We start from the raw sequence: 24,255 nt of genomic DNA, 5'->3' as shown, positions 1-24,255 counted from the left end.
GTTACGCGAAGTCGGCAACGATACGATCAACTGCACGGCGGAAGTCGTCTTCTCTTCGACGCGCGTCTTCTTCGCGTCGACGATCATCATCACCGCGTCGAGGCTCCTCGCCACGTCGTGGTTGGGCAGGCCGGTCGAGAACTTCGAGAAGTTCTCGATTGGTTGTTGGCACTTCCTCGCTCAGCGTATCGACGCGAACATCGATCCCTGCTTCGACTTCTACTGAGTCACTGGGATCACTGGAAAAGATCACGATGCGTTCGATGCCACTATAGGCGATCAACTGGTTGTTCCACTCAATGGTATCCTCACCGATCACGATCGAATCGACACCATCACCAGTGACCAGGACCAGAACATCGCCTCGGCCCTCTTGCCCTTGTACAACGAAACCACCATCCATCGTGGAATCAAGCTGACTCAAGTCGAGCACGAACACGTCGCGCTGAAGATCCTCGCCAACCACCTGGACCTGACCGACGTCGGTCGTCACATTCGTTTCAGCCGTGGTCCCGTTACGATCGGTCTCCTGAATGGTGACTTCGTCTCCTGTGCCTGTCACCCAGGTCACTTCTGATCGATTCTCGGAAGCATCATGAATCCAAACCGAGGCGTCGAAAAAGACATTTTCCTGCAAGGAAGTGATGTCTGTGTTTCGAGTAATGATCTCGCTGAGCGAAGTCTGTTCGATCGCTTCCAATTGGCGTCCCGTGAACACGTTTTGATACCAGAAGCGGTCTCCATCGCGTAGACGCGTGAACTGATCGACCAGGATCGTGCGGAAGAGTTCCCCCATGCTTGCGCCGGGAACATGATCTTCTGCCAATCCACCAACCCACAAGTCGATATCGTCCACCGAGTCATACGTTGCTTGAAGTGCCGCGACAACGTCTGGGTTCGAGGAAATCTCGTCAAACGAGGTGACCGGATCTAAGCCATAGGCCACACGAGTCGTGTTGTAGTCTGCCAGGCCATGATCACGCCCTCGTTGAATGTTGAGCGAAGCCAGATCGAACCCGCCTGCTCCAGGAGGACCAAACAGGAAGTTACGGACGTCATCGACCAGCATGCTATCGATCTCCTGAGCTTGCTGCGAGGCAAGTCCCAAGAGCAACGAATCAATTCCGTTGTCGGTGATCTCCCGAGGATTAAAGAACATTTCACGGAGTGAAAGCGAGCCTTCCTCAGCAACTGTTCCATCGTTGTTAAGTCGAAGCACTTCGCCAGACAGCATACTGTGCCCGAACCGGTACGCTGCGGTAGCAAACTCATTGGCGATGCTCGGATCAACCGTCGGGTCGTAACCTTGATAGGGTGCAATTGCGTCGGGACCAAGCAGAGCCGGCAGGAACTCGTTGTAAGTAATCGCCTGGATCTCGGCGATAACGATCGCGCGGGCCTGTTGATAAATCTCTTCGTCCGTAAGATCTGGATTCGCAGCGGCAATTTCGTCAGCCAGCCGATTGTGCTCGCGAACAAAAAGGGTGTGCATCGCGGTCAAACCGACTTGTTCATTGGCCCGGACATCTCCAGCAACGAAGAAGATAGAACCTTCCGAATCTTCATAGACATCTCCTTCGTATGGCAGCAAGTTTCCTTCACTTGTCTTCAGGCGTCCTCCTTCAAATGTTCGCAGTGCTGCCGCTAGTGAATCGTCGGATCCATAGATCATCGAGCCGTCAATGAAGGCCGTGATCGAGTTGATCTGCTCCCGAGGATTATCAATCGCGGTGCCCGTGGTAGGATCATAGTCGCTACGACTCAGCGAAATGGTTGCCGTGCCGGTACCGGTTGGATCGAAATAAATGTCACCGGTCGGTACCTCGATGGGCAACGATTCGTGGGGATCGGCTTCGCCGGTCAGGTCGATATCGTGATCGAGGAATTGTCCCCATTGCCATACGAAATCGGTCAGGAATCGATCGTTTATCACGGATGTCGACTGAGCGACAACGTTGTTACTGACCTCCCGGGCACTGGGACGATCCTCGCCGGCGGCCTCAGAAATTCCATCGGCATAGTCTGACGCGACGATTCGAATGAACGCTGTATCGGTGCTTCCCAGTGAAGGGTCGATTAGATTGTTCCCGGTTCCATCGATCGTTCTTACTTCGTCCAATACCGAATCGATGACGACCGAAAGATCGCTTGCTAGTAATTGGCGTTGCTCTAATTGCTCGCCGCCGATTCGCTTGTTCCGAGCGATTCGGTTTACTCGTTTAAAGTTTCTCATTGTGCTCTCTCTGTTCGTATTTGCCCCTGCCATGATGAGTCAGGCCATGCAGAAAAGTGGCTGGCAAGTAGACGACAAAGCGAGTAGGAGCTTTTTACGCTTTCCCACTCGCAATGACGTACTAATTAAACAGTAGACAGGAGTTTCAGAAGCGACAAGCAATTTGCGCAGGAAGATTTCAGCGCTTTAGAATCTGCCCAATTCGTCTAGGCGAAGAAGCGTTTCGAGGCCTCGGCTACGTGGCCATGAAGTCTGCTCTGAGCAGTCGCCCGCCTTCGACTTTCCAATAGTAACAATAAAGATCCGGTGCCGGCTCATCGACGCGGAACACCAGTTCCAATCGATTGGGTGTCACCGATTGCAGGAGAGCCGTGTTCAGTAATCGATGTTCGGAGTTGATATGAAAGCGATGCAGCTCTCCGTGATTGTCGTCTTCCAACAGGACCTGGACGCCGGGACTGAATCCGCGATGCATCGGGGTCGTTTCAAAAATATAGACGTAGTAGGTTTCGCCGTTATCGCAGTGCCAGCAGTGCTCGGAATGGAGACGATATCCTGGCTCGCAGAATTCGTTTGTTTGGCGTCTGAGCCACTCTTTCCCGCCGTCGGCAATTTTGCGAAGCGATGACTCATAAATCACCCCAAATGCGATGAGAACTGCACACACGAGTGCAATTGACTTGATACTTTTGGCCATGATGCCCCCTATCAGCCAAATTCTCTTTCCCAGATTTCTGGTGCTTTGTTACCGTATGCTAATTCTGATTTTGCAGCCAAATATTTTGCAAAAATGGCTTTTTCCCCACCTATTTTCGCGAAAGACCGCCGGAATCAGGACAACAGCTAATTAAGTTATTGCCATATTTCCGCGTCGAGGGCGATTGATTCGACCTTGAATCGATACCGCTTCCCCGGTATTAATCTCCAGCCCTCGCCTGAGCTAGGCGTGGCATCAACAGGACGATTGAGAGTGCCCGAAGGTTCTCAAGTTTCTGAACCTGCCAGAATGTAGAAATCGGAAATCAATGCTACGCGAAGACTTACAACCGCTAATTTTGCCGGAACTTGGCCTGACCGATATCCTGGTTCGCACCAGTTTGTGGCTAGTACCGCGCGGTTCGTTCGTACGTGAAGGAGATCGCGTGCTTGAAGTGCTCGCCGGAGAAGTGACCTTCGACGTCGTATCGCCGGCCTCGGGCATTCTTTGTGAACAGCACACCGAAGAGGACGATATCGTCAACGAAGGCCAAGTTTTGGGACACATCCGGGTTGGCGCTTAATTGCCCGAAGTCATTGGCAGATAGCTAGTTCTGCGAAAGCACGTCAATCTTTTCGATGCGACGTTGATGACGCCCACCTTCAAATTCGGTTGCGAGCCAAGCGTCGACGATCTTCAGAACATCCCCTTCGGCTGTCATGCGCTCGCCGATGGAAATCATATTCGCCTTGTTGTGCTGACGCCCTAACTTGGCCGTCTCGACATTCCACGTCAAAGCGCAACGAATGCCGTGGATTCGATTTGCGGCGATAGCTTCTCCATTTCCCGAGCCGCCCAGAACGATCCCACGCTCGCATTCACCCGCTGCAACAGCTTTCGCTGCCGGAATGATAAAGTCGGGGTAGTCACATGACTCGTCCGAATCGGTCCCAAAATCGACGACCTCGTGCCCGAGCGATTTGAGATGCTCGATGATGATGGTCTTGTAGTGATACCCAGCGTGGTCCGAAGCAATGGCGATCTTCATGGAAGCAGCAGACGCAGATCTACGATTCGAGTGGAAAAATTAGGAGGTCCACACAAGGAAGGCGGACCGACCAAAAAACCAAGCGATTTATGATACTCAATCCGTATGCGTTTGCCATGTCCCCGCCAGCTGAGGGATTTCTCACGATCCCTGCCGATCTCACGCCAATCAGCGCATCGGCAAGTCATCGATTGCCGGGAACCAAGGAGGATCGAAGTCAAATAGCTTCGATGCCACATTCGCGGCAACTTGAGTGGACGCCACCAGTCGCCCCTGCTGAAGTAGCTGCGGGATTGGTAAATCTCCCAGTACCAGGCGGACAAGCTGAGCGTGCGTCAGTTCCAGATAGCTGCGGCCCAACTTTCCATCGGTGAGGGAACCTTTTCGCTTGCCCAAGTGAATGCAGTACTTTTCCCCATCGATCAGCAGCCCTAGGTCCAGCGGCAGTTCAAGACCGCGCGACTTGGCTCGTTGATGGAGCGTCGGGGCTAACTCGGCCAATTGCTGGATTGGGTCAGGCATCCGAACAAGGATTTCTTCCCCTGGTGGCGTCCTTTGAGCCGCAGGAATGTCCTTCAACAGGTCATGAACCGGATCTGATGCGGGTGCTTCGAGATGGAATTCAAGATGGTCGGACTCGTACAGGTCGCTGCAAATTCGATTGATCAGCGGAAGCTTCACCCCTTGCTCGTTCGGCTGGGTAACGACCTCCAAGATCTTTTCGTCCTTGACAACCGCGTAGCCAGCAATTCGATCAATGGCATCTTCCAGAGCCAGCTTATTTCCTCCGCGTATCGCGACATAGAGCGCGTCGAATGCTTTGCGTCGCAGTATCCAATCCCACAGGGCTACCGAGCGAGGCGTGCCAATCTGGTTTGCTTGGAATGAATTCTCATACAGCGAAACCAATGCTTCGGCTTCGACCTGACGCATCAAGCGAATCCAAAGGCCAGATTCATTCCGCGATGGCAAGAGCGGTTTATGTTCGTTCAATGCGCCACGTACCGAAGCCAAATAAGGCTCAGTAGCTGCCTTGCTACGGAAGTTACTCGATAACGCTACCCAACCGAATCGAGCCAGTCGCTGTGCCATGGCCGCGCTAGTTCGATGTACCATGAACGCGCCCGGGTAACGATCGAATGTCTTATCAAGACATTGAAAGAACGCATCGACGTTCTTCAGATCTACGTGCTCGGGTGCTAAAACGAATTCGCTTGCGCGAAGGTAGGGCACCAATGAACCTTGCAGCCATACTTGTTGCGACACACAGCGAATGTGGCCAATGATTTGACTACCTAGCCGGAACGTGAGTCGTTCGCGTGCATCGTAATCGGGGCGTTCCTGTTGCGAATGAAACTCGTTTTCGTCGTAAGCGAAAAGGCAATGTTTCATTAATTGCAAGATGGCGAACTGCTCGCCTTCCTGGCTGGTTGTCAGACAAAACTGGGCCGCATCTCTGCGAGAGAGACTCGCATGAGAGGAAGATTCGGGCGGCTGAATCAGGGGCGAATAGGTCGATGATACGACGCGACGCATTCAATCCGACTCCGTTCAATAAAGACAAATCCCTTTGCGAAGTGAACTCTCCCTTTAGATTAAATCTCTTTTTCAGCAAGGTCCAGTAGCAAATTCCGCAAACCATCCTCAGGGAAGAGCAAAAGCGAGTATTCACGCGATGTCAGCAACTGCTTCTGATGAAGTTGACTGACAACCTCGTCGCGCTCAATTCGAAGGCGCGCAACAGGTTCCGCGATTTGATTTCGCAACTTCGAATTCACTTCTTCCAGCTGTCGATGCCACAAACGTTTTTCTGGAAAATTTGGAACATTGGCAATCAAACGCATCTTTTGTTCTAAAAGTGATTGCCAATTGGGGCCATCTCCCATGACTCCATCGATCGCACGCTGGGGATTGAACTCGGCATCACGCAGTCGACCTTCTATTTCCTGAAGATCATCGCTGCTTTTCAGGTGAACATCGATCGGCAAGTTGGCCGTGGCGGTGGCCGTCACGTACTCTGGCGGTTCGAAGCTGAAGAATTGACGATTGATCTCGTCGGTAACCTGATCGTACTTGGCACCACCAATCCCATGGATGAAAAGATCGGACGCGACCAGCCGCAGGATGGTCGTCGTCATTAAGGCCCGCGGACGGATGTAAATGCCTTGCGACGTTAGTTGCTGAAGTCGACTGGGCAGGTCCTGGTCACAGGGCAACTTGATCTGCCAGCCTGCTTGATCCGACAGCGTCATCTGGTCGTCTGAGCCCGAAACCCATAGCCCGCGCCGACTTGCGTTCTCTTTCGTCCAAACCCAGAACGGCACTTCCCCCCAGTTTTCGTCCGCTCCCAGGTCGGGCACTGGGTGAGAGGTACTCCGGATCTTATGAACGTCGCGATATTGCTGCACACTTTGATTGTAGACCCCGCGGTAGCCCCGCGAGTTCATGAGAATGCAGCCCACAACACGGCAAAACCATTCGGTCTGGCACAAAGAACTTAGAGGAACGTCCAGGATATGCAGACCGAACGATGCTTCCAGATCGTTGCGAGCCGCAGAAAAGGCCAAGCCCAACGGCTTGTCTGCCTCAACACCTGCGATGACTTGTGGCCAAAACTGAGTTACTAAGGGATTAGCAACAAACGGTTGAAATGTTTTCTCGACGCGCTCGGCAAATGATCGTAGCGTTTCGATCGACTGAGCATGGGTCATTTCCCAGGCAACTCGCGGTCCAGGTTGGTCGTAGGCAATCCGTGTCGGGCGAGGATCGTCAGGTGTGCCAGTGAGTGCCGAAATCGAAGGAGTCGGTGCGACGTCGTTATCGATGATGACATTGATCGCAATCCCTTGCACGTGTGCAGCGATTCGGTCCGCCAGAAAATTCTTGAACCACACACCGGGATGATAGAGCGCCGGCTGATGCCCAGTCATGATCACCGGGGCATCGGAAGCAGGCACGTCGGAGACATCGCGATAGGAAGACGTATGCTCCCGGGCGATTCTCAGGATATCTTCGCGTGCCTGGAGGCGTATTGTATCGAGCTCGACATCGCCATATCCCAACGGACGATTACCCGCTGCAGCCAACTTCGAGCGATTCTCGGCAATCAGACGCTCCGCAATCAGCGGGCTGGGCTGGACCAGAACTTCACCGTGACTGCGCGGCGCACGAACTCGTTGATACCGGATTCCGGATTGCTCGGCAGTCATACGAAGAGTTTCTTAGGCGAGTAGTTCAGCACGAAGCCATGGTCTGAGCGCCGGTACTGGCCAAACCACTACGGGCAAGGCTGCGATCCAAGACAAAATGGTAGTAGTTCAGACGCGTGCTTCCATCGTCTAACGCACCACCAAACGAACGATTCTCGTCGAGATAGATCAATGGAACAGGCAGTTCGACGATATTCAATCCGGCCTTGGCGGATTCAACCCAAAGCTCAAGTGGCATTGCGTAGCCTGTCTCCGTCACGTTCAGCTTCTTGAGAGCCTCGACGCGATACGCTTTGAATCCGCAGAACGAATCGGTCAGTTGAAAACCGAGCAGTCGGTTCAGTTCCGACGTGACCCGGCGATTAATGAAGAGCCGCTGAGCCGGTGGCTCGCTCTGGCCATCGAACTGCTTGAGATAGCGGCTGCCTGAAACGATATCAACCGAGCGACACGCCTTGATGAACTTAGGAATCAGCTGTGGCTCGTGCTGACCATCACAATCCATCGTCACGACGATGTCGAAATCATGATCGTCGGCATATTGAAACGCGGTAAGCAGGGCAGCGCCGTACCCTGAGTTCTTTTCGTGCGTCACGACGATAATGTCATCACGCTGCTGTAGAAGCTTCAGCGTGTCATCCGTCGAACCATCATTGACTACCAGCACGGGATGCCCGTAGCCGACGACCTGGTCCAAAACCGCATGAATAGTGCTCGCTTCGTTATAGACCGGCAGGGCGATGAGTGACTTCTCGCGATGTTTCATAAAGTTCGCCAATCGTGCGCTAAGTTAATTTACCGAGGGCTTTTGATAACCATTGTGCGAGGAAGTCAACTTAAGTCGACTGCCCCAACGGCCTATCCACCAGAGAAAAGGCGATAGACGAGAGCACTCCAATTGCCCTAACTATTGTTATCCAAAGGCGTTATATCGATAAAACCACCCAACAGAATCAACGCAACCTGGGGGGTAAAACGCATCTGAGGACACAACCGTTGTGGCAACATTAGTTTGGATGCCGAGTATTATCCAGCGTTGCAACGCTCGGAGCAGATTTTTCAGGCGAAATGAATGGGATCCGCTTCTTGCCTGCTGCTCCACACATTAGCCGTTGGAAATGCCTCGGACAAAACCGTCGCCAACTTCTCTACCGCAAACCGCTCGCTCGCATAATGACCCACGAGCACCAACGCGACATTCTGTGCTTTGGCCTCGAGACAGGTATGAAAACTGGTTTCCCCCAGGATCAGACAGCCGACCTTGTTCTCGATTGTCGCGGAAAGAAGTTCGCCGGCCGATCCACAACCAACGGCGACGGATTCAATCTCAGCCGTTCCTCGACCAACCACTTTGACCATCGGAGCACTGGTCACTTGCTTAGCCAACTCGGCGATACGAGCCAGTGGCATACTGCCTTCGGCGAACTTACCCCAACGCCCTGTACCAACCAGGGAAGTTGGCTCTGGGGCGTCCAGCAAGTCGACCGGTACTAAGGGTCGGACACCGGTCAAACCAATGCCGGTTGCCAGTTGATGGTTAATCCCTTCGGCACAGGAATCGAACGCCGTGTGCGGACTATACACGGCGATCTTATTTTGAATCAGCTTCAAGAGCATCTGCCCGACGGTGTTGTCGGTGGTGATCTGCTTGAGAGGTCGGAAAGGCATCGGATGATGCGTAACGATCAGATCAGCGTCCGCTTCGATCGCCTCGTCGACGACCTCAGGCGTAACGGTCAGGCAGGTCACGATGCCTTCGATCGACTGCGTCTGGTCGCCCACGAGCAGACCAACATTGTCCCAAGACTCGGCCAATTGGCTGGGGGCGAATCGTTCTAAGAACTCGCAGACGCTCGTCAGGTTCAAAGTTTCAGCCACGGGAGATTCTCGTCAGGATAGTGAAGGGCACAAATCGCTTGTTCCCTTAATCCTCGACTTCCACGCGGTGATTGAAAACCCGGGTACCGCCGATTTCTCGCAAACGGAGCAGGATCGTGCTTCCCTTCAGGTCATCCGCATCGGGAATTCGGTAGACAATGGACGTACGCCCCAACCCGAAATTCATGACACGTTGACGCATTTGCCGGCGACCGGTGGCATACAGCAAACTATCAAAAGAAATGAGTTGTTCTTGCAGATTGTGGATGGTTGCTTCGATTACCAATTCGCCAGTTTCTTTGTCGAACGACGACGTCGATTCAACCTGCATCATTCCACTGCCAACGAGAATGTCGCGGTAGACGCTGAATGCGTATTCCTTATCGGCACTGACCTGGAAGTCAATGCGTACCGGCTGCAAGCCACTATCGGCATCTGCCCGCAGCAAGACTTTGTAAGGCGATTTCAGCTCACCACCACGAGTCAGCTTGAATCGAAGTGTACCGGGATTCACATTCCAGACATCCGGAGCGACCAAACGTGCGACCCCACTGATCGCTGTTGGGAATGAATTCCGCACAGTCGCATCAATACGCTGGGTTCTTCCAAAGTCACTCTCTAATTCCGAAGGCGAAAACTGAAAGGCCAACCGTAATTTGGCTACGCTGTCGTTCAATCCCACCAGAAACTGTGGAATCGGACCGACAGGAATGATCTGTTTATTACCTTCTTGCTGAGGTGATACCTCTCGGCCCCACAGGTCGATGACTTTGACGTCATCTCCGAGATACAACACTTCGTTCGTCTCGCGCGAATTCCAAACGAGCATGACTGTGCGATTGCCGCGGGCAAATACGTGGTTGCGACTCTTGTTGGGTAATTGAATCGCTCCCAGGTATTCCGTCCCAGAGATCAACCGCGCGGTCGTTCGCCAAGGCAACAGCAACTCGGACGGAGAACCATTTTCGTTCATCAGGCCATATTCGCTATCGAACGGCTTGGGAATGAACGCCGCGTCTGCCCGGTGAATCTTGGCGGACACCATCTTTTCAACCAAGTCTCTCGCCCGTTCCTCTGTGGTGTACTTGGAACGAGGCAAAGGATAAATCGTAGCGAAGCGAGTTGTCGTGCCTTCCGATTTTTCCAGATAGCTTCCCAACTCGTCCTTCGTCATCGGTATCAAGCCAGCCATACTTCCGCTAGGTGGCAAGATTGAGTAAGCCAGAAAGTCATAGGGGAGATCTTTTCCCTGAGGTGTATCGGCCATCCATCGCCAGGGGATCCCCAGTTCAATGTCTTGCCCGCTAGTACGTAGTTCCTGGCGAATCTGCCGAAGTTTTTCCTGCAGATTTGTATAGCCAACAAAGCTCACATCACCATCAGCACCAAGCTGCCAATAGTGTACGGTGAGTGAAAGACGCGTCAGAATCGGTTCGACATAGGGGCGCCACAACAAGGGCTCGGCGAAGACATTTGCTACCAGCATCGTCTCCTGTTCACCAAACAAGTTCCGAATGTCGGCAGGCGGCTTATCAATCACCGCCACCACATTAATGTTGTGTTTGTGCAAACGCTCGGCAAAGCGGGCAATGTTGTTGGCCCGTTCAAAGTCGTCGTCGTTGTACCATACGGGGAACTTCACCCAGTTCACGCCGGCAGTGACCAGAAGGTCAAACATGCGTTGAAAATCGAGCGGCTCTTCTCCGGTCGGCAGCGACCAACCAAACTCACCTCGCTCGGGAACTGTATCTCGAGAAACGACCGCGACCGTCATCACACGGCGGTGCATCAATCCCGAACTACCCATCATCGTGGCGCGGATTTCGTAGTAACCATTCTGCTCGATCGGTGGTTCCCACTGAATGTTGCCAGCGTAGCCAACATCCCAGTTCTCGTCCTGATAGGCCTTCTTGCCGAACAGTTCTGAGATTTTCTCGGCCTTGCGAGCAACCACTCTTCCTTCCAGCTTGCTCTCTTGCCGCGCAAGCGATTGACGCCCAACGTCAACTAGTTCAAAGATGACGGTTGGGTTTTGTTCCAAGATTCCTGAGACCGTGCAGTTCACCTTGATTGGTTGGTCGTCATGGTAGACGCTGCCGCCATCGGCGGTTTCAAGCGTCATCTTCGGCAGACGAGCAAACCACAGATCGTCGAACCTGGCATTTCCAGTAAGGTCTTCATCGACATCGCCTTCCGGCCCAACATGCAGGCCGATCACGGCTAAATCCAGGTTGCTATTTTTAGGGGCGATAGGACCGATTCGGACTTTAACCCATCCACCGGTCTCTTTGAACTTTTCCGAGTAGTACGTTTCGACCGGCTGCTGCTTGTCATTGAAGAAGGTGAGCGAGATGTAGGCTTTATCAAACTCGAGTCCCTCGGTTTTGATTTGCCCTTCCAGCACATAACTGAAGATATCCCGTACTGCGATCGGTGGGCTGTATGCCGTAGCGGCTCCGCCGTCGAGCCGGATATTGAGCGAACGATCTTTGCTGGCCGCATCTTGATCACTGATTTCCACGTCGACATAGCGTGGATAGCCTGGTCCTGACCGGCGCGTCCATTGATCAGGCCACAAATCGTAGTTGAGATCGGTATCTTCTTCGAAATCGCACTGAAACAGCTCGATCGCCTCCGGATGACGCTCTTCAATTGGCGCATCCTTCCAGCCTGCGGCGATAACCATCAGAGGTATTAAAGCGAACGACATCATCGGCGAGTTGCCAGGCAATTGATTTCAGCGAATATTATCCCGCGCAGAAACGAGCGCAGTCCGCTAAACTCTTGCTCATCAAACTGTGACCGCAGGCACACCTTGCGAAAACCACGATTCGCCATCACGATAAAAAGCGATACAACCGTCACGATCGTCACGTTGAATCGTTCCGCTACCCTTCAACTCAGCCAATAACCGTCCATGATTCCACTGAGCGTCCAACTTCGCAGTCTTCGACAACCATTCCGCAAGGCCCTGCAAACGGCCGGTGAATTGAAAGCCGATGCCGTCGAAATCGACCTTCGCAATGAAGTTCGCCCGGAAGAACTCACCAAAACGGGGATCCGACACCTCAAGAAAATACTGGCCGACTACAACCTGAAAGTTGCCTCGGTCAGCTTTCCGACCCGCCGAGGTTACAACGTACTGGACGATCTTGATCGACGCGTTGCCGCTACGAAAGCCGCGATGACTTCCGCCTATGACCTGGGTGCCAAGGTATTGGTCAATCATATTGGGGGCATCGACGAGGAAATCTCCGCCGAGAGCAATACCCGCCTGCTGGAAGTCCTGCACGACCTGGCGCGCCATGCCGATTCTTGCGGCGTAACCTTTGCTGCCAAGACGGGACAGGTCGACGGTCCGGTCATGAAACAATTCCTGGACCAACTTCCCGAGGGTTCGATTGGTGTCGACTTCGATCCCGGAGCACTCATCATCAATGGCTTCTCGGCCGATGAGTCATACCAGGCGCTCGCCAAGTATGTCGCGAATGTTCGTGGTAAGGATGGTGTCAAAGACCTGGCTCGAGGGCGAGGTATCGAAGTCCCGCTTGGACGCGGCACGGTCGACTTTCCGCTATTGATCGCCTCGCTGGAGGAGGCCCGCTACCGTGGCTACCTCTGCGTCGAACGAGAACACCCAGAGAATCCCGTACAGGAAGTCTCCGACGGGCTCGAATATCTACGAAATGTACAGATCCCGTGATCTTGTTTGGCGGACGTTTCGAATCACGCTACGATGAACTACATCGAATTCCCATTCGCCCCGTTTCGGAGAAGTCCCATGTCGCGTAGTGCTTGCCTGTCGCTAGTCGTTGCCCTGCTTCTTAGCTCATCGCTTTTCGCCCAGGAAGAAAAGGCGACGAAGGCTAGTGATGTCCAAGCCAAACGTTATGCCCTGTTCGAGAAACGACTCGACAACGTCGCGTTGATCGGCTCGTTTACGATCTCTGGCAAAGAGGACCAGGCACCCAAGCCAGAACGATACGAGATCCGAAACGTACGCAAGTTGGAAGAAGGCGATATCTGGTTGATCAACGCCCGGATCAAGTATGGCGACAAGGACGTTCAACTTCCGTTGCCACTGGAAGTGAAGTGGGCAGGAATGACCCCCGTTATTTCGCTCGATAAGACAACCATTCCTGGCATGGGCACCTTCAGTGCACACGTTGTGATCGATGAAGACAAGTACGCCGGCACCTGGACACACGGTGAAGTCGGCGGAGCGTTGTTCGGTCGAATTGAAAAGCTGGGCGACGCAGTCGATGCCGCTAAGGACCAGGCAGAGCCGTCACCAGAGTAGCGATCGCCAGCGCTGCCGTCTCGACACGAAGAATACGTGGCCCGAGGCTCACAATCTGGCAACCATGCTCGGCGGCTTCCGCGACTTCTTCATCGGTGAAGCCGCCCTCAGGGCCGATAATCGCCAAGACTTCTTTCGCAGGCACAATGGCATCGTGATGAATTGCTTCACCGCTGGGGTGAAGCAAGTAGGAAGCCGCAGGTCGCGAGGCGAAAACCTCTTCCAGCGATTGCCCCTGCTCGACCACCATCAGGTGGTTTCGTTCACACTGCTTACTCGCTTCGACCACCGCACGTCGGAGCCGCTCGATGGCCTTTTCTACCGGCTGCGCAACACCTCGTTTGGTCAGCAGGGGAACCAAACGAGTCACCCCAAGTTCCACGCACTTTTCGACCAGCCATCGCTGGCGATCCCCTTTCGGTAGCGCTACGGCAAGCGTCAGCCGGCGTGATGCTTCTCGCGAGACCTCGGCTTGGCTGCGGACGGTTCCGACTACCTTCTTCTTGCCTATGGTCGTAAGTTCAATCTGGTATTCCGTTCCCTTGCCGTCGAAACCTACTACCACGTCGCCCAAGTTGGCCCGCATTACCTTGGCCAAATGCTGCGATTCCGCTTCATCGAAGGTAACTTCCGCAGCCTTAGGCGGGTACTCGATAAAAAAACGTTCTGACATTGCGGGTTTGCGTAATGGAGGAGCAGGAATGCATGAAGACAGCGGGCGGATTCTACCGAAACAATCCCAAGGCAGGAATGCCCTGCGCAGTGGTGCTAGCACCGCTGCGGACAGCTAGCAGCCATCCATTGATTGTCGCCTGTATGAGTCTATTTTTCGAGAGCCCTGCTTACCTGGAAGCCGTCGCCCGACTGGAGTATGCCCTTCAGCGTCAGGATCGCGTTGCGGTTTTAACCGGGCCTCTGGGAAGTGGCAAATCAACCCTGCTCGAAAAGTGGAGTTCCAAGCTTCGTCGCGAGGGATCGATCGTTCCTTACTTACAGACGCCTGGGACGTTCGAGCAAGACTTTCTGTGGGAACTCGCTATCCAACTGAAAGCAGATGTTGGCCTGGCTACGACACCAACAGAGTTGTGGTTTCAGATCCGCGAACAACTGACGACCTATGCGTTAGAAGAACGCCGAGTTGTCGTCGTGATCGATCACGTCGAAGAAATGGCACCGGAAACGGCGGATATTCTACTGACGTTAGCCCGACTGCACTGCGGGACAACGACTGGCGGTTCACTAGTTTTATCGGTCGATAGCGCGAAACTTCGCTCATTCGATGTGCGGCTCTTAAAGATGGCCGACCTGAAAATCGAGCTTGAAGCCTGGACCAGCGAAGATGTCGCTCGCTTCACGCAGGTCTATCAAGCCGCTTTCCCCGATGCTCACCTTACGCTCGACGAGGCTGCGATCGAAGCGGTCTCACAGCATTCGGAAGGGCTGCCTCGGGTGATTTCTCAGATTCTCGATCTTTCGCGACTGGCCGTCGAAGCCACGGAGTCCGAAACGGTAACGCCAGAGACGGTAGAAGCAATTCGCGAAGAACTTCTTTGATTCGCATGGGCTGCCAGCAGCAGCTTTACACTCCAAAGTCTTTGCCGGCGTTGATCTTACGCACGCACCCCATCGAAACGTCCCCCACAACTGGCCTGGAATCCAGGACGTATTCGGCTAAGATTGGGAGATTACCTACGCAGAATATTCTTACCGGTTTAACCCTATGTCGAATGATGCCGGGTCTGCTTCCCCAAAGGCCGACCAAGATCCCTTCGCCCCCGTCCCAGTGGATCTGAAGAACCCTACCACCGCCATCTTCCTGGCATGGCTCATCCCCGGTGCGGGACACCTCTACCAGGGTCGTCGCGGCAAAGGAATTTTGTTCCTGGTTTGCATTCTCTCGATCTACTTCCTCGGCCTTTCGATGGGCGGAGGTCGGGTCGTTTATGCCAAGTGGGACAACGAAGAAAAACGGCTTCCCTTGATTTGCCAATTGGGCGTTGGTCTTCCTACCCTTCCGGCGCTGGCCCAGGCGTTACTGGTACGCCAGAAGATGGACCCAGTCGAGATCGCTGGAGCCCGTATCATGGCACCGCCAATCGATGGCGAAATGGCCGAGCTTCATCGCACGTACGGCTACCTGTTTGAGATGGGTACGCTGTACACCATGATCGCTGGTCTATTAAACGTGCTGGTGATTTACGATGCCGGAGCAGGCCCCGTCTGGATGGTGCCTGATTCCGAGAAGAAGAAAAGAGCCCAAGGCGAAGACTCTGGCGATGACGATATGCCCGAGTCCGACGCGAAGAATTCCGAGTCGAAAGAAACCTCCGCGTCCGCTTAGAACACATACCGCAAGAGAGTGTTACCCATGTTGGATCTCATCCTGTTTGCCATGTTCCCTGGCGCTCGGATGCTGCTTTACGCCTTCCCGTTGATCGTGGTGGTAAGCCTCGTTTATGGAGCTACGCGTCACGAGTTGTGGCCAGCAATCTTGAAGCATGCCTGGGATACGGCCGTATGGATTCTTGGCTTTATGGGGGTGGTATTTGTGGTGATTCTTCTGGCAGGCTGGTCTCTTTAGGTTCCCACTTGGGGGCAAGCTTCTTGTATTCGCCGTCCATCCAAAGCGGCACGTCGCTCTTGTAGTACCACGAGAAGCGACTTTCACACGGCCCGCCAGGCAAATTCGTCCAGGCCTCATCAGTACTCATATCCGTGACGAAATGGTAACTCGGCGCAAAAGTTGATTCTCGCGTCGCCGTTTGCAGAACATGCCCTTGGAACACCGTCGCGTGACACCCAGGCATCGGATATTTGGGGCTATCAAACCCTAGCAATCTTCCCACCTGGCTACCTCCGAAGAAGCGATCGGTGAAGTGAAAGTTATTGAACTCGCCCCAGGTCATTTCCCGTTCCAACAATACCTTCTCGCCAGCGGTACGGATCATCTCTCCCTTGTCGCGTGTCTGCCACCAGAGAGAAGTCTCCTTCTTTAATACCGCATCGCATGCCGCGATAATCATGCTCGAAAACCCTGCGCGCGAGACCAGGTACAACGTCCGCCGCGGCCCCATACCGCGCTCATGCCCAAAAATCTCGAGTAGCGTATTTCTATAGAAACGTTGAAACGCGACTGCCTCGGTGCTTTCTGGATCATATCGGAAATCCCAGTCAGCCAGTTTTTCCTTGAGTGCGTCTGGTGCGTACACAAGCAGAAGGGGAAGAATCTCGCGTGCCTGAACACTCAACAGATCGTATTGCAGATTCTGCATTTCTTCAGGCGTGATCTGCATAAGTTCATCTAGCCGCTCGACAATCCGCCGCTTCCGATAGTCAGGCAATGTCTGGCTAACGAACTTCGGTTTGCCAGGCTCATTGATGTCCTCGTTCGCCGTCGCAATATAGCCGCATTCGGGATTGTAGATCCGCGGCAACTTATCGGTCGCGATCATTCCCTGCCAATGATTGCGGGCATCCCATGCCGCAACAGGGCCAAGACCAGAGGCATCATACCGACGGCGTGGGAATCGCCCGTTACCTTGCAAGCCGATGTTGCCATCGACATCGCTTGCTACCCAGCAAAGCGTCGGTTGCGGGCACTCTTTTGCCACATCCAACGCCTCGGCCGCACTCTCGGCATTGAGCATATCCAGCCACGAGGCAATCGCCATGCCGGAGTGGGGAAACAGTCCCGTCCACGCCAATGAAAAGTAATAGCCATCGCCAAACTGTTCGGGATCAACCTCCAGCGCGCCTTGCGGGTTCTCAAATACCCGCATGGTCTCAGGCGGCCGGCCCTTGCAGCCAATGCCCTCTTCGCGAACCTGGAAGTCGATCCAATCCTCTTCGCGGCGATACTGCCAATTTCCTTCTCTCGACTTACGGACCTCTTCAATAAAGAAGTCCGTCGTGTCCCCTTTCATGTAAGTGACACCCCAGCTGACTTTCTTCGTTCGCCCGACGGCAAACAAGGGACACCCCGGTAGCGTCGCCCCAACCGCATATTCGTCGTTCCACTTCAACACGGCTTCGTACCAGATGGCCGGCAATCGGTTGGTTTCCAGGTGCGGATCAGAGCAGAGCAGGGGACTACCACTTTTTGACTTTGTTGGCCCAACCACCCAAGCATTACTGCCCGCCAGACGTGGCAGATCCATCAAAACTTCCAGTGCCTCGTCAGACATTCGTCGTACATGATGCACCTTCCGCACCAAGTCGAAGTCGACGTGTTCTAGCCGCCCCGGGAAAAGCTCCCGCAATGCGGCTTCATCTCCACCGGCCTGAATAAGCTCGATGACGATTCGTTCGTTTTCCAGTTGGCTAACAGCCAACCCGCCAAAACTTAACAGGTTGCCAATGTATAAGACGGAGACAGGTTCCCAGGGAGCCGCTTCAAAGCCGATGGCCCACATGGGCAACGTGTGCCCAACGGCCTTCATCCCATCATTTACCCCAGAGCAGTAATGCTCGACTTGCTTCTGTGTTTCTTCTGGCCAGTAGTCTCGCTCGCGTGGCTGATTTCGGTGCAGACCCACGCGACGAAAAAAACGGTCCGTTTCCAGCAGCTCGTCACGGGCAGCGATGGTTTCGGCAGCCTGTCCCGATGCGATCGCTCGTGCAAAGAGAATCTGCGTCAGCCGGTCGGTCGCGTGCATATACCCCAAGCCGTACAGTGCGTCATCCTGCGATTTGGCATGAATATGGGGCACACCAGCATCGTCGCGTTCGATCGAAATATCTCTGGCTAGACGGGGAAATTCCATTCGTTCTCGATCCGTTTCAACTGACCTGGCCACCGATCACGGGAAGTTCATGAAACCAATGTAGGCCTATTGTCATCGTAGCATGGTTCCGAACCCCGTTTGTCGCCGCGGCCGAAATGTGGCATCGTAGGGGGAACGTCTCTGGGATGATCGGTACAACCCTACACAGATTACCAGTACGCTTACCGGGAATCCAGGAATTCGTTCCCCTCTGAAAAACAGTACGATTTAAGCTTTGCAACATCACGCGGACAGTTCAGACATCGCCGAAACGGCCTCGCGAGAGTCGCGCCGCCGCTGGCGTTCATGGATTACCGCAGCCGGCTTCGCAAGTCCCTGGCTGGTGGGACTCTTAGCGTTATTCATTTATCCGTTTGTTGTTTCGCTATACTGGAGCTTTTGCCAGTACGATTTGATCAATCCACCCCGGTTTGTGGGGATGGAAAATTACCAGCAACTGGCAAACGAAATCGCCACCGGCACTGGGATCGCCCATGCCCTCTGGAATACTGGCTACTACGCGCTGCTCTCGGTACCGCTGTCCATCATTTTGGGGGTAGGCCTGGCGACGCTTCTCTCGTGCGATATCCGCGGACAGTCGATTTTTCGCACGCTGTTTTACCTGCCATCGGTCATTCCGGTAGTCGCTGCCAGTATCTTGTGGATGTGGCTCTTGAATCCAGCCGATGGCCTGGTGAACTCCGTCCTCGGCTCACTCGGACTGTGGCAACCGCAATGGTTCGCTTCGCCAGCAGAGCTTGTTTCGCCCGACTCGCTTACGGAAGCGGCCTGGGCGAACAACTCAGCACCGATCGGCTCGAAAGACGCCCTCGTTTTAATGAGCTTGTGGGGCATGGGCAATTTCATGGTGATTTACCTGGCGGCGATTGGCGACATCCCCAAATCGCTTTACGAAGCGGCCAGGATCGATGGCGCTGGTCCCATCCGAAGATTCGTCAATGTCACTCTCCCTCTGTTAACGCCAATCATCTTCTTCAATCTGGTCATGGGACTGATTCAATCGGTTCAGGCCTTCACGCAGATCTACATCGTGAGCGAAGGACGTGGAGCCCCAGCCGACTCGACCCTTGTCATCAGCTTGCACTTGTTTCTAAGTGCGTTTCAACACTTGAATATGGGGTACGCATCGGCCGTGGCATGGCTGCTGTTTGCCCTGCTGGGCATCGCTACCTGGTTCTTATTCACGACCTCCCGGCGCTGGGTTTATGAGGGAGTACGCTAATGAACGCTTCCTCGTCACTACGCGGAATGCTCGCGATCGCATTGATTGCCGTGCTAGGGATTGGCCTTTTGGCATCACAGCAATGGCTAACCGCGAGTGACGTCCAAGTCCCCAGCGATCGCGAAGAGGTTGTCTTCTGGCACTTCTGGGGCGGGGCCGATCGAGCAATTGTCGAAGATGTTGCCAAGCGGTTTAACGAGTCGCAGAACGAATACTACGTTCGCCCCATTGCCATGCCAGGCAACAACCTCGACCTGAAGTTCTTTCTTAGTGTTACCGGTGGCGATCCGCCTGACCTATTGAATATCGACGATCCCGTGATCGCCGATTGGGGACATCGCGGGGCGATTCTGGCATTGGACGAAGTCGCCACACCAGACGAGGTCGAACGACTTCAAGTGTGGCTTTTTCCCGCTGCACGTCGGCTCGTGACTTATGAGAATCGCTTGTACGGCGTCCCCAACGGTCTTGATATCCGAGCCCTGTACGTCAACAAAACGATGCTCGCTCGCTACGGTCTTTCCTCACCGAAAACAATCGCCGACCTGGACCATATCGCCGAAACGATCGCTCCGCCGGGTCAGTCCAAACCATACCAGCATCACGGGTATCTGCCAGACTCGCGGCGTATTTGGGCCTGGGGTCCTGTGTTTGGCGGTCGGTTTTACGATTCCAGCGATGGCCAAGTCACGCTGACATCGCCCGAGATCGAGTCCGCATTGACCTGGATGGTCAGCTACCGTGATCGCTACGGTCCTTCCGAGATTGCTCGATTCCGTCACGGTGACCAATCCCTTCCTGGCAAAACATTTCCACTATTTGCGGAGCGTTATGCAGTCGTCATGGATGGCCAATGGCGTGTCCATGACATCCGTGCGTTTCAGAAGTCGCAGGCCGAGAAGCGAGAGGAAGTCACCCAGTTCGATGCAATTCCCCTGCCGGTACCACCTGGCGGCAAACCCAACGCAGGCTGGGTCAACGGCAACAACTTTGTGATCCCACGAGGAGCCAATGCCTCGCGTGGGGCTTGGGAGTTCATCAAGTTTTGGTGTGGCTTTGATGGGCAAGAGGCCGCAGCGGCGAAGACCTGCGTGGCCGGTGGCTGGATTCCCGTTTCTCAGCACGTGGTCGACGAACCAACCTTTCAGCAATTCCTGGACGAGGAACCGCTGTTTCGCACATTCATCGAACTGGCAGGCAGCGAGAACCAATATCCGGTCCCTGTTATTCCTGGGGCTCCTTACTTCAATAACGAGGTAAAGAACCTAGCCGAGTCGGCAATGTCCAGTCCCAAGGAGCCTGATCTTCCGCAAATGCTGAAAGAAGCCGAAGCCAGAATCCAGTCGCAAATCGATCGCGCGAGGAACGAGCAATGACTTGGCTACAGAAGTCGACGATCTATGCGTTGCTCATCTTCTTCGCGACGATCTACAGCGTACCGCTAGTCGTGATGCTTTCCGGTTCGCTCAAATCGCCGACCGAGATTCAAGCCAATCCGAATCAGCTCATTCCACAATCCTGGCAGTGGGAAAACTATGCCACGGCGGTCAGTTCGATGCCGTTCTGGCAATACCTTTCCAACACGCTAGTACTCTGCCTGGGCTCGGTCGTGGGAACCTTGCTTTCCTGTTCGATGGCTGCCTATGCATTTGCCAAGTTGAAATGGTGGGGCCGCGATAAGCTGTTTGCCGTACTGATTGGCACAATGCTGCTTCCCTGGCACGTGACAATGATTCCCCGATTCCTGCTCCTACGCGAAGTAGGGCTCTACAACACGCTCGGGGCGTTGATTGTGCCGACGTTCCTGGGTGATGCGTTTTCTATTTTTCTGCTGCGGCAATTCTTTCGCACGATTCCGGAAGACATCAGCGAGGCCGCTCGAATCGATGGACTCTCAGAGTGGGGCATCTATTGGCGGATCATCCTGCCCATGTCCGTGCCGGCCCTGGCGACCGTTGGGCTGTTTCAATTCGTTGCCGCTTGGAACGACTTCAGCGGTCCACTCTTGTTCCTGAGCAATAAGGACAAGTTTCCGCTGGCGTATGGTCTCGAGCAGTTCGTCAGTAGCTACGCCGATCAAACGCACCTACTGCTGGCAGCCGCAACACTGTTCACGTTGCCTATTGTGGTGCTGTTCTTCTTCGCCCAGAAAACGTTCCTGAAAGGAATCGCGACGACCGGACTGAAGGACTGACGTCGCGAAAGAAGGCATTTGACTACGAGCAAATCCCACCCGAATAGGGCGCGCAGAAAGAAATGCCGTTGCCTGATTAACCTAGGCAACGGCGGCATGGACGGGGCGGGGAATTGTAGGGGAGTCACGTCCTAAGACGGCTCACCGCAATTACTTCTTGCGGTGACGGATCTTTGCACGCATACGTCGCTTCTTGCGTCCAATCTTCCGTCGACCCTTACCAGTTTTCTTCGTTCCCACGAAACTCTCCGTTACGTATCCGCTATTAAACTAAGTCAAAAATCCCCTGATGGGGAAAGCTATTCAGGTGGAAACCACGCATTCTACCAGAGAGCCCGGCACATTGGCAAGCAAGCCCCGGCGAATCAACCTCAGCTAGTGCGGCGGCCTGTTGGTCAGGCCGATGATTCGGTCCGTCCAATCACCAGAAGCTTGATGAGAAGGGGCAAGATAATCAGATTTCCCACCAGCGCCCCAAGCATCGTCAGCCCCACCAGCACGCCGAAGTAAATCGTGGGCACAAAATCACTTACGCACAGCACACTGAAGCCTGCGATCAGCGCAAACGTGGCAAATATGACCGCTTTGCCGACGCTTTGCTGAACTTCGACCAAGGCGGCACTGGGGGTCAGTCCCGCCGCAATACTGCGTTGGAATCCATAGATGTAATGAATCGAAGCATCGACCCCCAGCCCCATGGAAACGGCGGCGATCATGGCGGCACCCATATTGATTCGGTATCCAAGCAGGCCAAATGCCCCGGTTACCATCAAAATAGGTAGCACGTTAGGAATCAGGGCCAACAGGGCCATCTTCAAGCTGCGAAATGCCAGCGTCATCGTTAAACCGATGCCGGCGATCGCCAGGGCGAATGATTGCCACTGGTCGCGAATCAGGCTATCGATCAGATGCGTCAGCAGCACAAAAAAGCCACTGACGATCGGTTCGCTATCGTGGACCGTTGTTTCGTCGTCCTCTTCGGCTTCGGCCTCTTTCGCATTGGCCTGCTTCTCGGCGTAGAATTCGGCAACGACACGCCGCACAGCCTCAATCGTTTCCTGTTTGGTCTGTGCATCTTGCCGCTCCTTCGAGAGGAGCATGATTCGGAACCAATATTCGTCTGGGTTATCGGGGTCGTTCGAGTAGAGCGAATTGAGCGTCTCTGGCAGTTGAGCTTGAAGCGATTTCATGCCAATACGCATCAAGGTGAACTTGGGCAGCCGAATGAAGCTCTTCTTCTCAGCAGCTTCCATCATCGCCGAGACAACATCGGCCAGGCTCAGCACCTTGGAAAGCTCCGGGACCTCGGTTCTCAGGCGATCTTCCAATGCCTGAACTTCTTGGATGTATTCCCACGTCAGGTGTTCTGGCGCGGGGATGGCGACGTCCCAAACTCCCGCCCCGCCCAGTTCATCCTCCACAAAGGCATAGGCCTGAACGATCGGCGTCGTATCGCGGAAGTTCTTCGTGAAATCGCTTTCCACGCGAAGTCGTGTGGCCCCCCACAACGAAACGGCGAACGCCAGCAGAATCAACACGGTAAGAATCACAGGCCGCTTTACGATCGAGTTGATCGTCCGCGACAAGCCAGAACTCAGCTTGGCATCGCCCCACGGACTTGCCGGATCTACCATCCAAGGACTGCCAGCCAGAACCAGCCCTGGCAGAAAAACCAAAACGGCGGGGAGCACCAACATGGCCCCGACGGCCATCATGATGCCAAAGTCGTGCACTGGGCCGACACTGGTGATCAACAGTGCCGAGAATCCCACCGCATCGGTTGCACATGCCCAGAATACCGGAGCCAACAAGTAGCCCGATGCGGATGCCAAGGCCTCCTTCGGCTCTTGTCCTTCATCACGGTATTGGCGAAAGCGAAGTATGTAATGGACGACCGTTGCGACACCAATGACGGTCACGATCGCCGTCAGCATCGAGCTAACCATACTCAGCTGCAAACCACTTACGGCCAAGGCCGCATGGGTCCATTGCAAAGTGACTTGTACAACCACAATGGCAATGATCATCCAGCGGATGTTGCGAAAGACGAGAAGAATCACCGCCGCCAGCAGAAGGGAGGTTGCCCAGCCCAGGCGATCTCCATCCTCTTCCACGTACTTGAACCCATCGACCACCATGACCGGTTCACCAGTGATCATCCCTTCGGGAAGTTCGTTGAAGATGGCCCGAATCTGGCCAATCAACTCGACACGACTTATGGTCGTTGCACTCTTGGGGATCAACTGAATTGGCAAAGCGACGATGCTGCCTTCTTGATTGTGCGTGTAGCCGGCGAACAGCTCTTTCAGCTGAATGCCAGCCTCCGACTCGGGATCGAGCACGAAGTTTCGCGTCAGATCGCGATCGAGTGAGAGGACCTCTTTGACGCCATCCAGTTCTTCGATTTTGGTTCGTACGGCGCGAACTCGGTCCAGACCACTGCCATCGTCAGCAAAGAGTTGATCGTCCTTGTAGACGCCTAGAATGACCTCGTTGCCGCCGAAGATCCGATTGAATCGTTCGTGCGATTGAATGAGAGGGTCGTCCGCGGCAAACATATTTTCGATCGAACGATCAAACGAGAGGCCTCGTCCTAGATAGACGGCCCCTACCGTCAGCGCAATCCCGATAGCCAAAAGTAGCCAGCGTAAAGCGATCCATCTCTCGAATAGTTTCTTCACCACGATTCC

20 protein-coding genes are annotated in these 24,255 nt (G+C 54.2%); 9 read left to right on the top strand and 11 right to left on the bottom strand.

From position 1 onward, the window contains the following. Position 1: 1 nt before the first annotated feature. On the bottom strand, positions 2-2,233 hold the full coding sequence (locus tag PSR63_RS13675; protein WP_274334017.1) for a peroxidase family protein: 2,232 nt from the start codon (positions 2,231-2,233) through the stop codon (positions 2-4). Positions 2,234-2,468: 235 nt separating this feature from the next. Further along, positions 2,469-2,930 (bottom strand): hypothetical protein, encoded by a 462-nt coding sequence (locus PSR63_RS13670; protein WP_274334016.1) that lies wholly within the window; start codon positions 2,928-2,930, stop codon positions 2,469-2,471. Between the two features lie 328 nt (positions 2,931-3,258). Here PSR63_RS13670 and PSR63_RS13665 point away from each other — a divergent pair, with 328 nt between their 5' ends. Continuing rightward, positions 3,259-3,513, top strand: a complete 255-nt coding sequence (locus tag PSR63_RS13665) for a lipoyl domain-containing protein (RefSeq protein WP_274334015.1) — start codon at positions 3,259-3,261, stop codon at positions 3,511-3,513. 24 nt (positions 3,514-3,537) lie between these two features. On the opposite strand, the gene PSR63_RS13660 is transcribed toward PSR63_RS13665, so the two are convergent. From PSR63_RS13660 to PSR63_RS13635, 6 genes are all read right to left on the bottom strand, one after another. After that, positions 3,538-3,978 carry a ribose-5-phosphate isomerase gene (locus PSR63_RS13660; RefSeq protein ID WP_274334014.1) on the bottom strand — a complete coding sequence of 147 codons (441 nt, stop codon included), beginning with the start codon at positions 3,976-3,978 and terminating at the stop codon, positions 3,538-3,540. Positions 3,979-4,146: 168 nt separating this feature from the next. Then, complete coding sequence (locus tag PSR63_RS13655) at positions 4,147-5,514, bottom strand: hypothetical protein (RefSeq protein WP_274334013.1); 1,368 nt, start codon at positions 5,512-5,514, stop codon at positions 4,147-4,149. A 59-nt stretch (positions 5,515-5,573) separates the two neighbouring features. After that, a complete protein-coding gene (locus PSR63_RS13650) occupies positions 5,574-7,187 on the bottom strand; it encodes a hypothetical protein (RefSeq protein ID WP_274334012.1) in 1,614 nt (537 codons plus the stop codon). A 25-nt stretch (positions 7,188-7,212) separates the two neighbouring features. Next, positions 7,213-7,953: a glycosyltransferase family 2 protein gene (locus tag PSR63_RS13645; RefSeq protein WP_274334011.1), complete on the bottom strand. Its 741-nt coding sequence runs from the start codon at positions 7,951-7,953 to the stop codon at positions 7,213-7,215. Positions 7,954-8,246: 293 nt separating this feature from the next. Continuing rightward, on the bottom strand, positions 8,247-9,065 hold the full coding sequence (locus tag PSR63_RS13640) for a Nif3-like dinuclear metal center hexameric protein (RefSeq protein WP_274334010.1): 819 nt from the start codon (positions 9,063-9,065) through the stop codon (positions 8,247-8,249). A 46-nt stretch (positions 9,066-9,111) separates the two neighbouring features. Beyond that, a complete protein-coding gene (locus tag PSR63_RS13635; protein ID WP_274334009.1) occupies positions 9,112-11,778 on the bottom strand; it encodes a hypothetical protein in 2,667 nt (888 codons plus the stop codon). Between the two features lie 204 nt (positions 11,779-11,982). Here PSR63_RS13635 and PSR63_RS13630 point away from each other — a divergent pair, with 204 nt between their 5' ends. Continuing rightward, on the top strand, positions 11,983-12,768 hold the full coding sequence (locus tag PSR63_RS13630) for a sugar phosphate isomerase/epimerase family protein (protein WP_274334008.1): 786 nt from the start codon (positions 11,983-11,985) through the stop codon (positions 12,766-12,768). A 78-nt stretch (positions 12,769-12,846) separates the two neighbouring features. Beyond that, complete coding sequence (locus PSR63_RS13625; protein ID WP_274334007.1) at positions 12,847-13,365, top strand: hypothetical protein; 519 nt, start codon at positions 12,847-12,849, stop codon at positions 13,363-13,365. Here PSR63_RS13625 and PSR63_RS13620 read toward each other — a convergent pair. Beyond that, entirely contained in the window at positions 13,334-14,038 is a 705-nt protein-coding gene (locus PSR63_RS13620; protein WP_274334006.1) for an RsmE family RNA methyltransferase, read from the bottom strand. The two genes, PSR63_RS13625 and PSR63_RS13620, sit on opposite strands and share 32 nt — an antisense overlap. Positions 14,039-14,181: 143 nt before the next feature. Between PSR63_RS13620 and PSR63_RS13615 the strand changes: the two genes are divergently transcribed. The 3 genes from PSR63_RS13615 to PSR63_RS13605 all read left to right on the top strand — a co-directional run bounded on the left by PSR63_RS13615 (position 14,182) and on the right by PSR63_RS13605 (position 15,946). Beyond that, the gene (locus tag PSR63_RS13615; RefSeq protein ID WP_274334005.1) at positions 14,182-14,919 is read left to right on the top strand and encodes an ATP-binding protein; all 738 of its coding nucleotides are present in this window, start codon (positions 14,182-14,184) and stop codon (positions 14,917-14,919) included. A gap of 166 nt (positions 14,920-15,085) precedes the next feature. Further along, positions 15,086-15,706, top strand: a complete 621-nt coding sequence (locus tag PSR63_RS13610) for a DUF6677 family protein (RefSeq protein ID WP_274334004.1) — start codon at positions 15,086-15,088, stop codon at positions 15,704-15,706. 27 nt (positions 15,707-15,733) lie between these two features. Further along, positions 15,734-15,946 (top strand): hypothetical protein, encoded by a 213-nt coding sequence (locus PSR63_RS13605; protein WP_274334003.1) that lies wholly within the window; start codon positions 15,734-15,736, stop codon positions 15,944-15,946. Here the strand turns inward: PSR63_RS13605 and PSR63_RS13600 are convergent. Next, positions 15,897-18,128, bottom strand: a complete 2,232-nt coding sequence (locus tag PSR63_RS13600; RefSeq protein WP_274334002.1) for a penicillin acylase family protein — start codon at positions 18,126-18,128, stop codon at positions 15,897-15,899. The genes PSR63_RS13605 and PSR63_RS13600 overlap by 50 nt on opposite strands. Positions 18,129-18,363: 235 nt before the next feature. Here PSR63_RS13600 and PSR63_RS13595 point away from each other — a divergent pair, with 235 nt between their 5' ends. From PSR63_RS13595 to PSR63_RS13585, 3 genes are read left to right on the top strand one after another with little or no spacing between them, the layout of a single operon-like run. After that, a complete protein-coding gene (locus tag PSR63_RS13595; protein WP_274334001.1) occupies positions 18,364-19,371 on the top strand; it encodes a carbohydrate ABC transporter permease in 1,008 nt (335 codons plus the stop codon). Beyond that, on the top strand, positions 19,371-20,747 hold the full coding sequence (locus PSR63_RS13590; RefSeq protein ID WP_274334000.1) for an extracellular solute-binding protein: 1,377 nt from the start codon (positions 19,371-19,373) through the stop codon (positions 20,745-20,747). Before PSR63_RS13595 ends, PSR63_RS13590 begins: the two co-directional genes overlap by 1 nt. After that, positions 20,744-21,565, top strand: coding sequence for a carbohydrate ABC transporter permease (locus tag PSR63_RS13585; protein WP_274333999.1), 822 nt, complete (start codon positions 20,744-20,746; stop codon positions 21,563-21,565). Before PSR63_RS13590 ends, PSR63_RS13585 begins: the two co-directional genes overlap by 4 nt. Positions 21,566-21,960: 395 nt before the next feature. On the opposite strand, the gene PSR63_RS13580 is transcribed toward PSR63_RS13585, so the two are convergent. Further along, complete coding sequence (locus tag PSR63_RS13580; protein WP_274333998.1) at positions 21,961-24,246, bottom strand: efflux RND transporter permease subunit; 2,286 nt, start codon at positions 24,244-24,246, stop codon at positions 21,961-21,963. Positions 24,247-24,255: the final 9 nt, after the last annotated feature.

Source organism: Bremerella sp. P1 (genome assembly GCF_028748185.1).
Lineage (GTDB): Bacteria > Planctomycetota > Planctomycetia > Pirellulales > Pirellulaceae > Bremerella.
The sequence above is the reverse complement of the archived record's forward strand: the minus strand, read 5'-3'. Positions and strand labels throughout refer to the sequence as shown.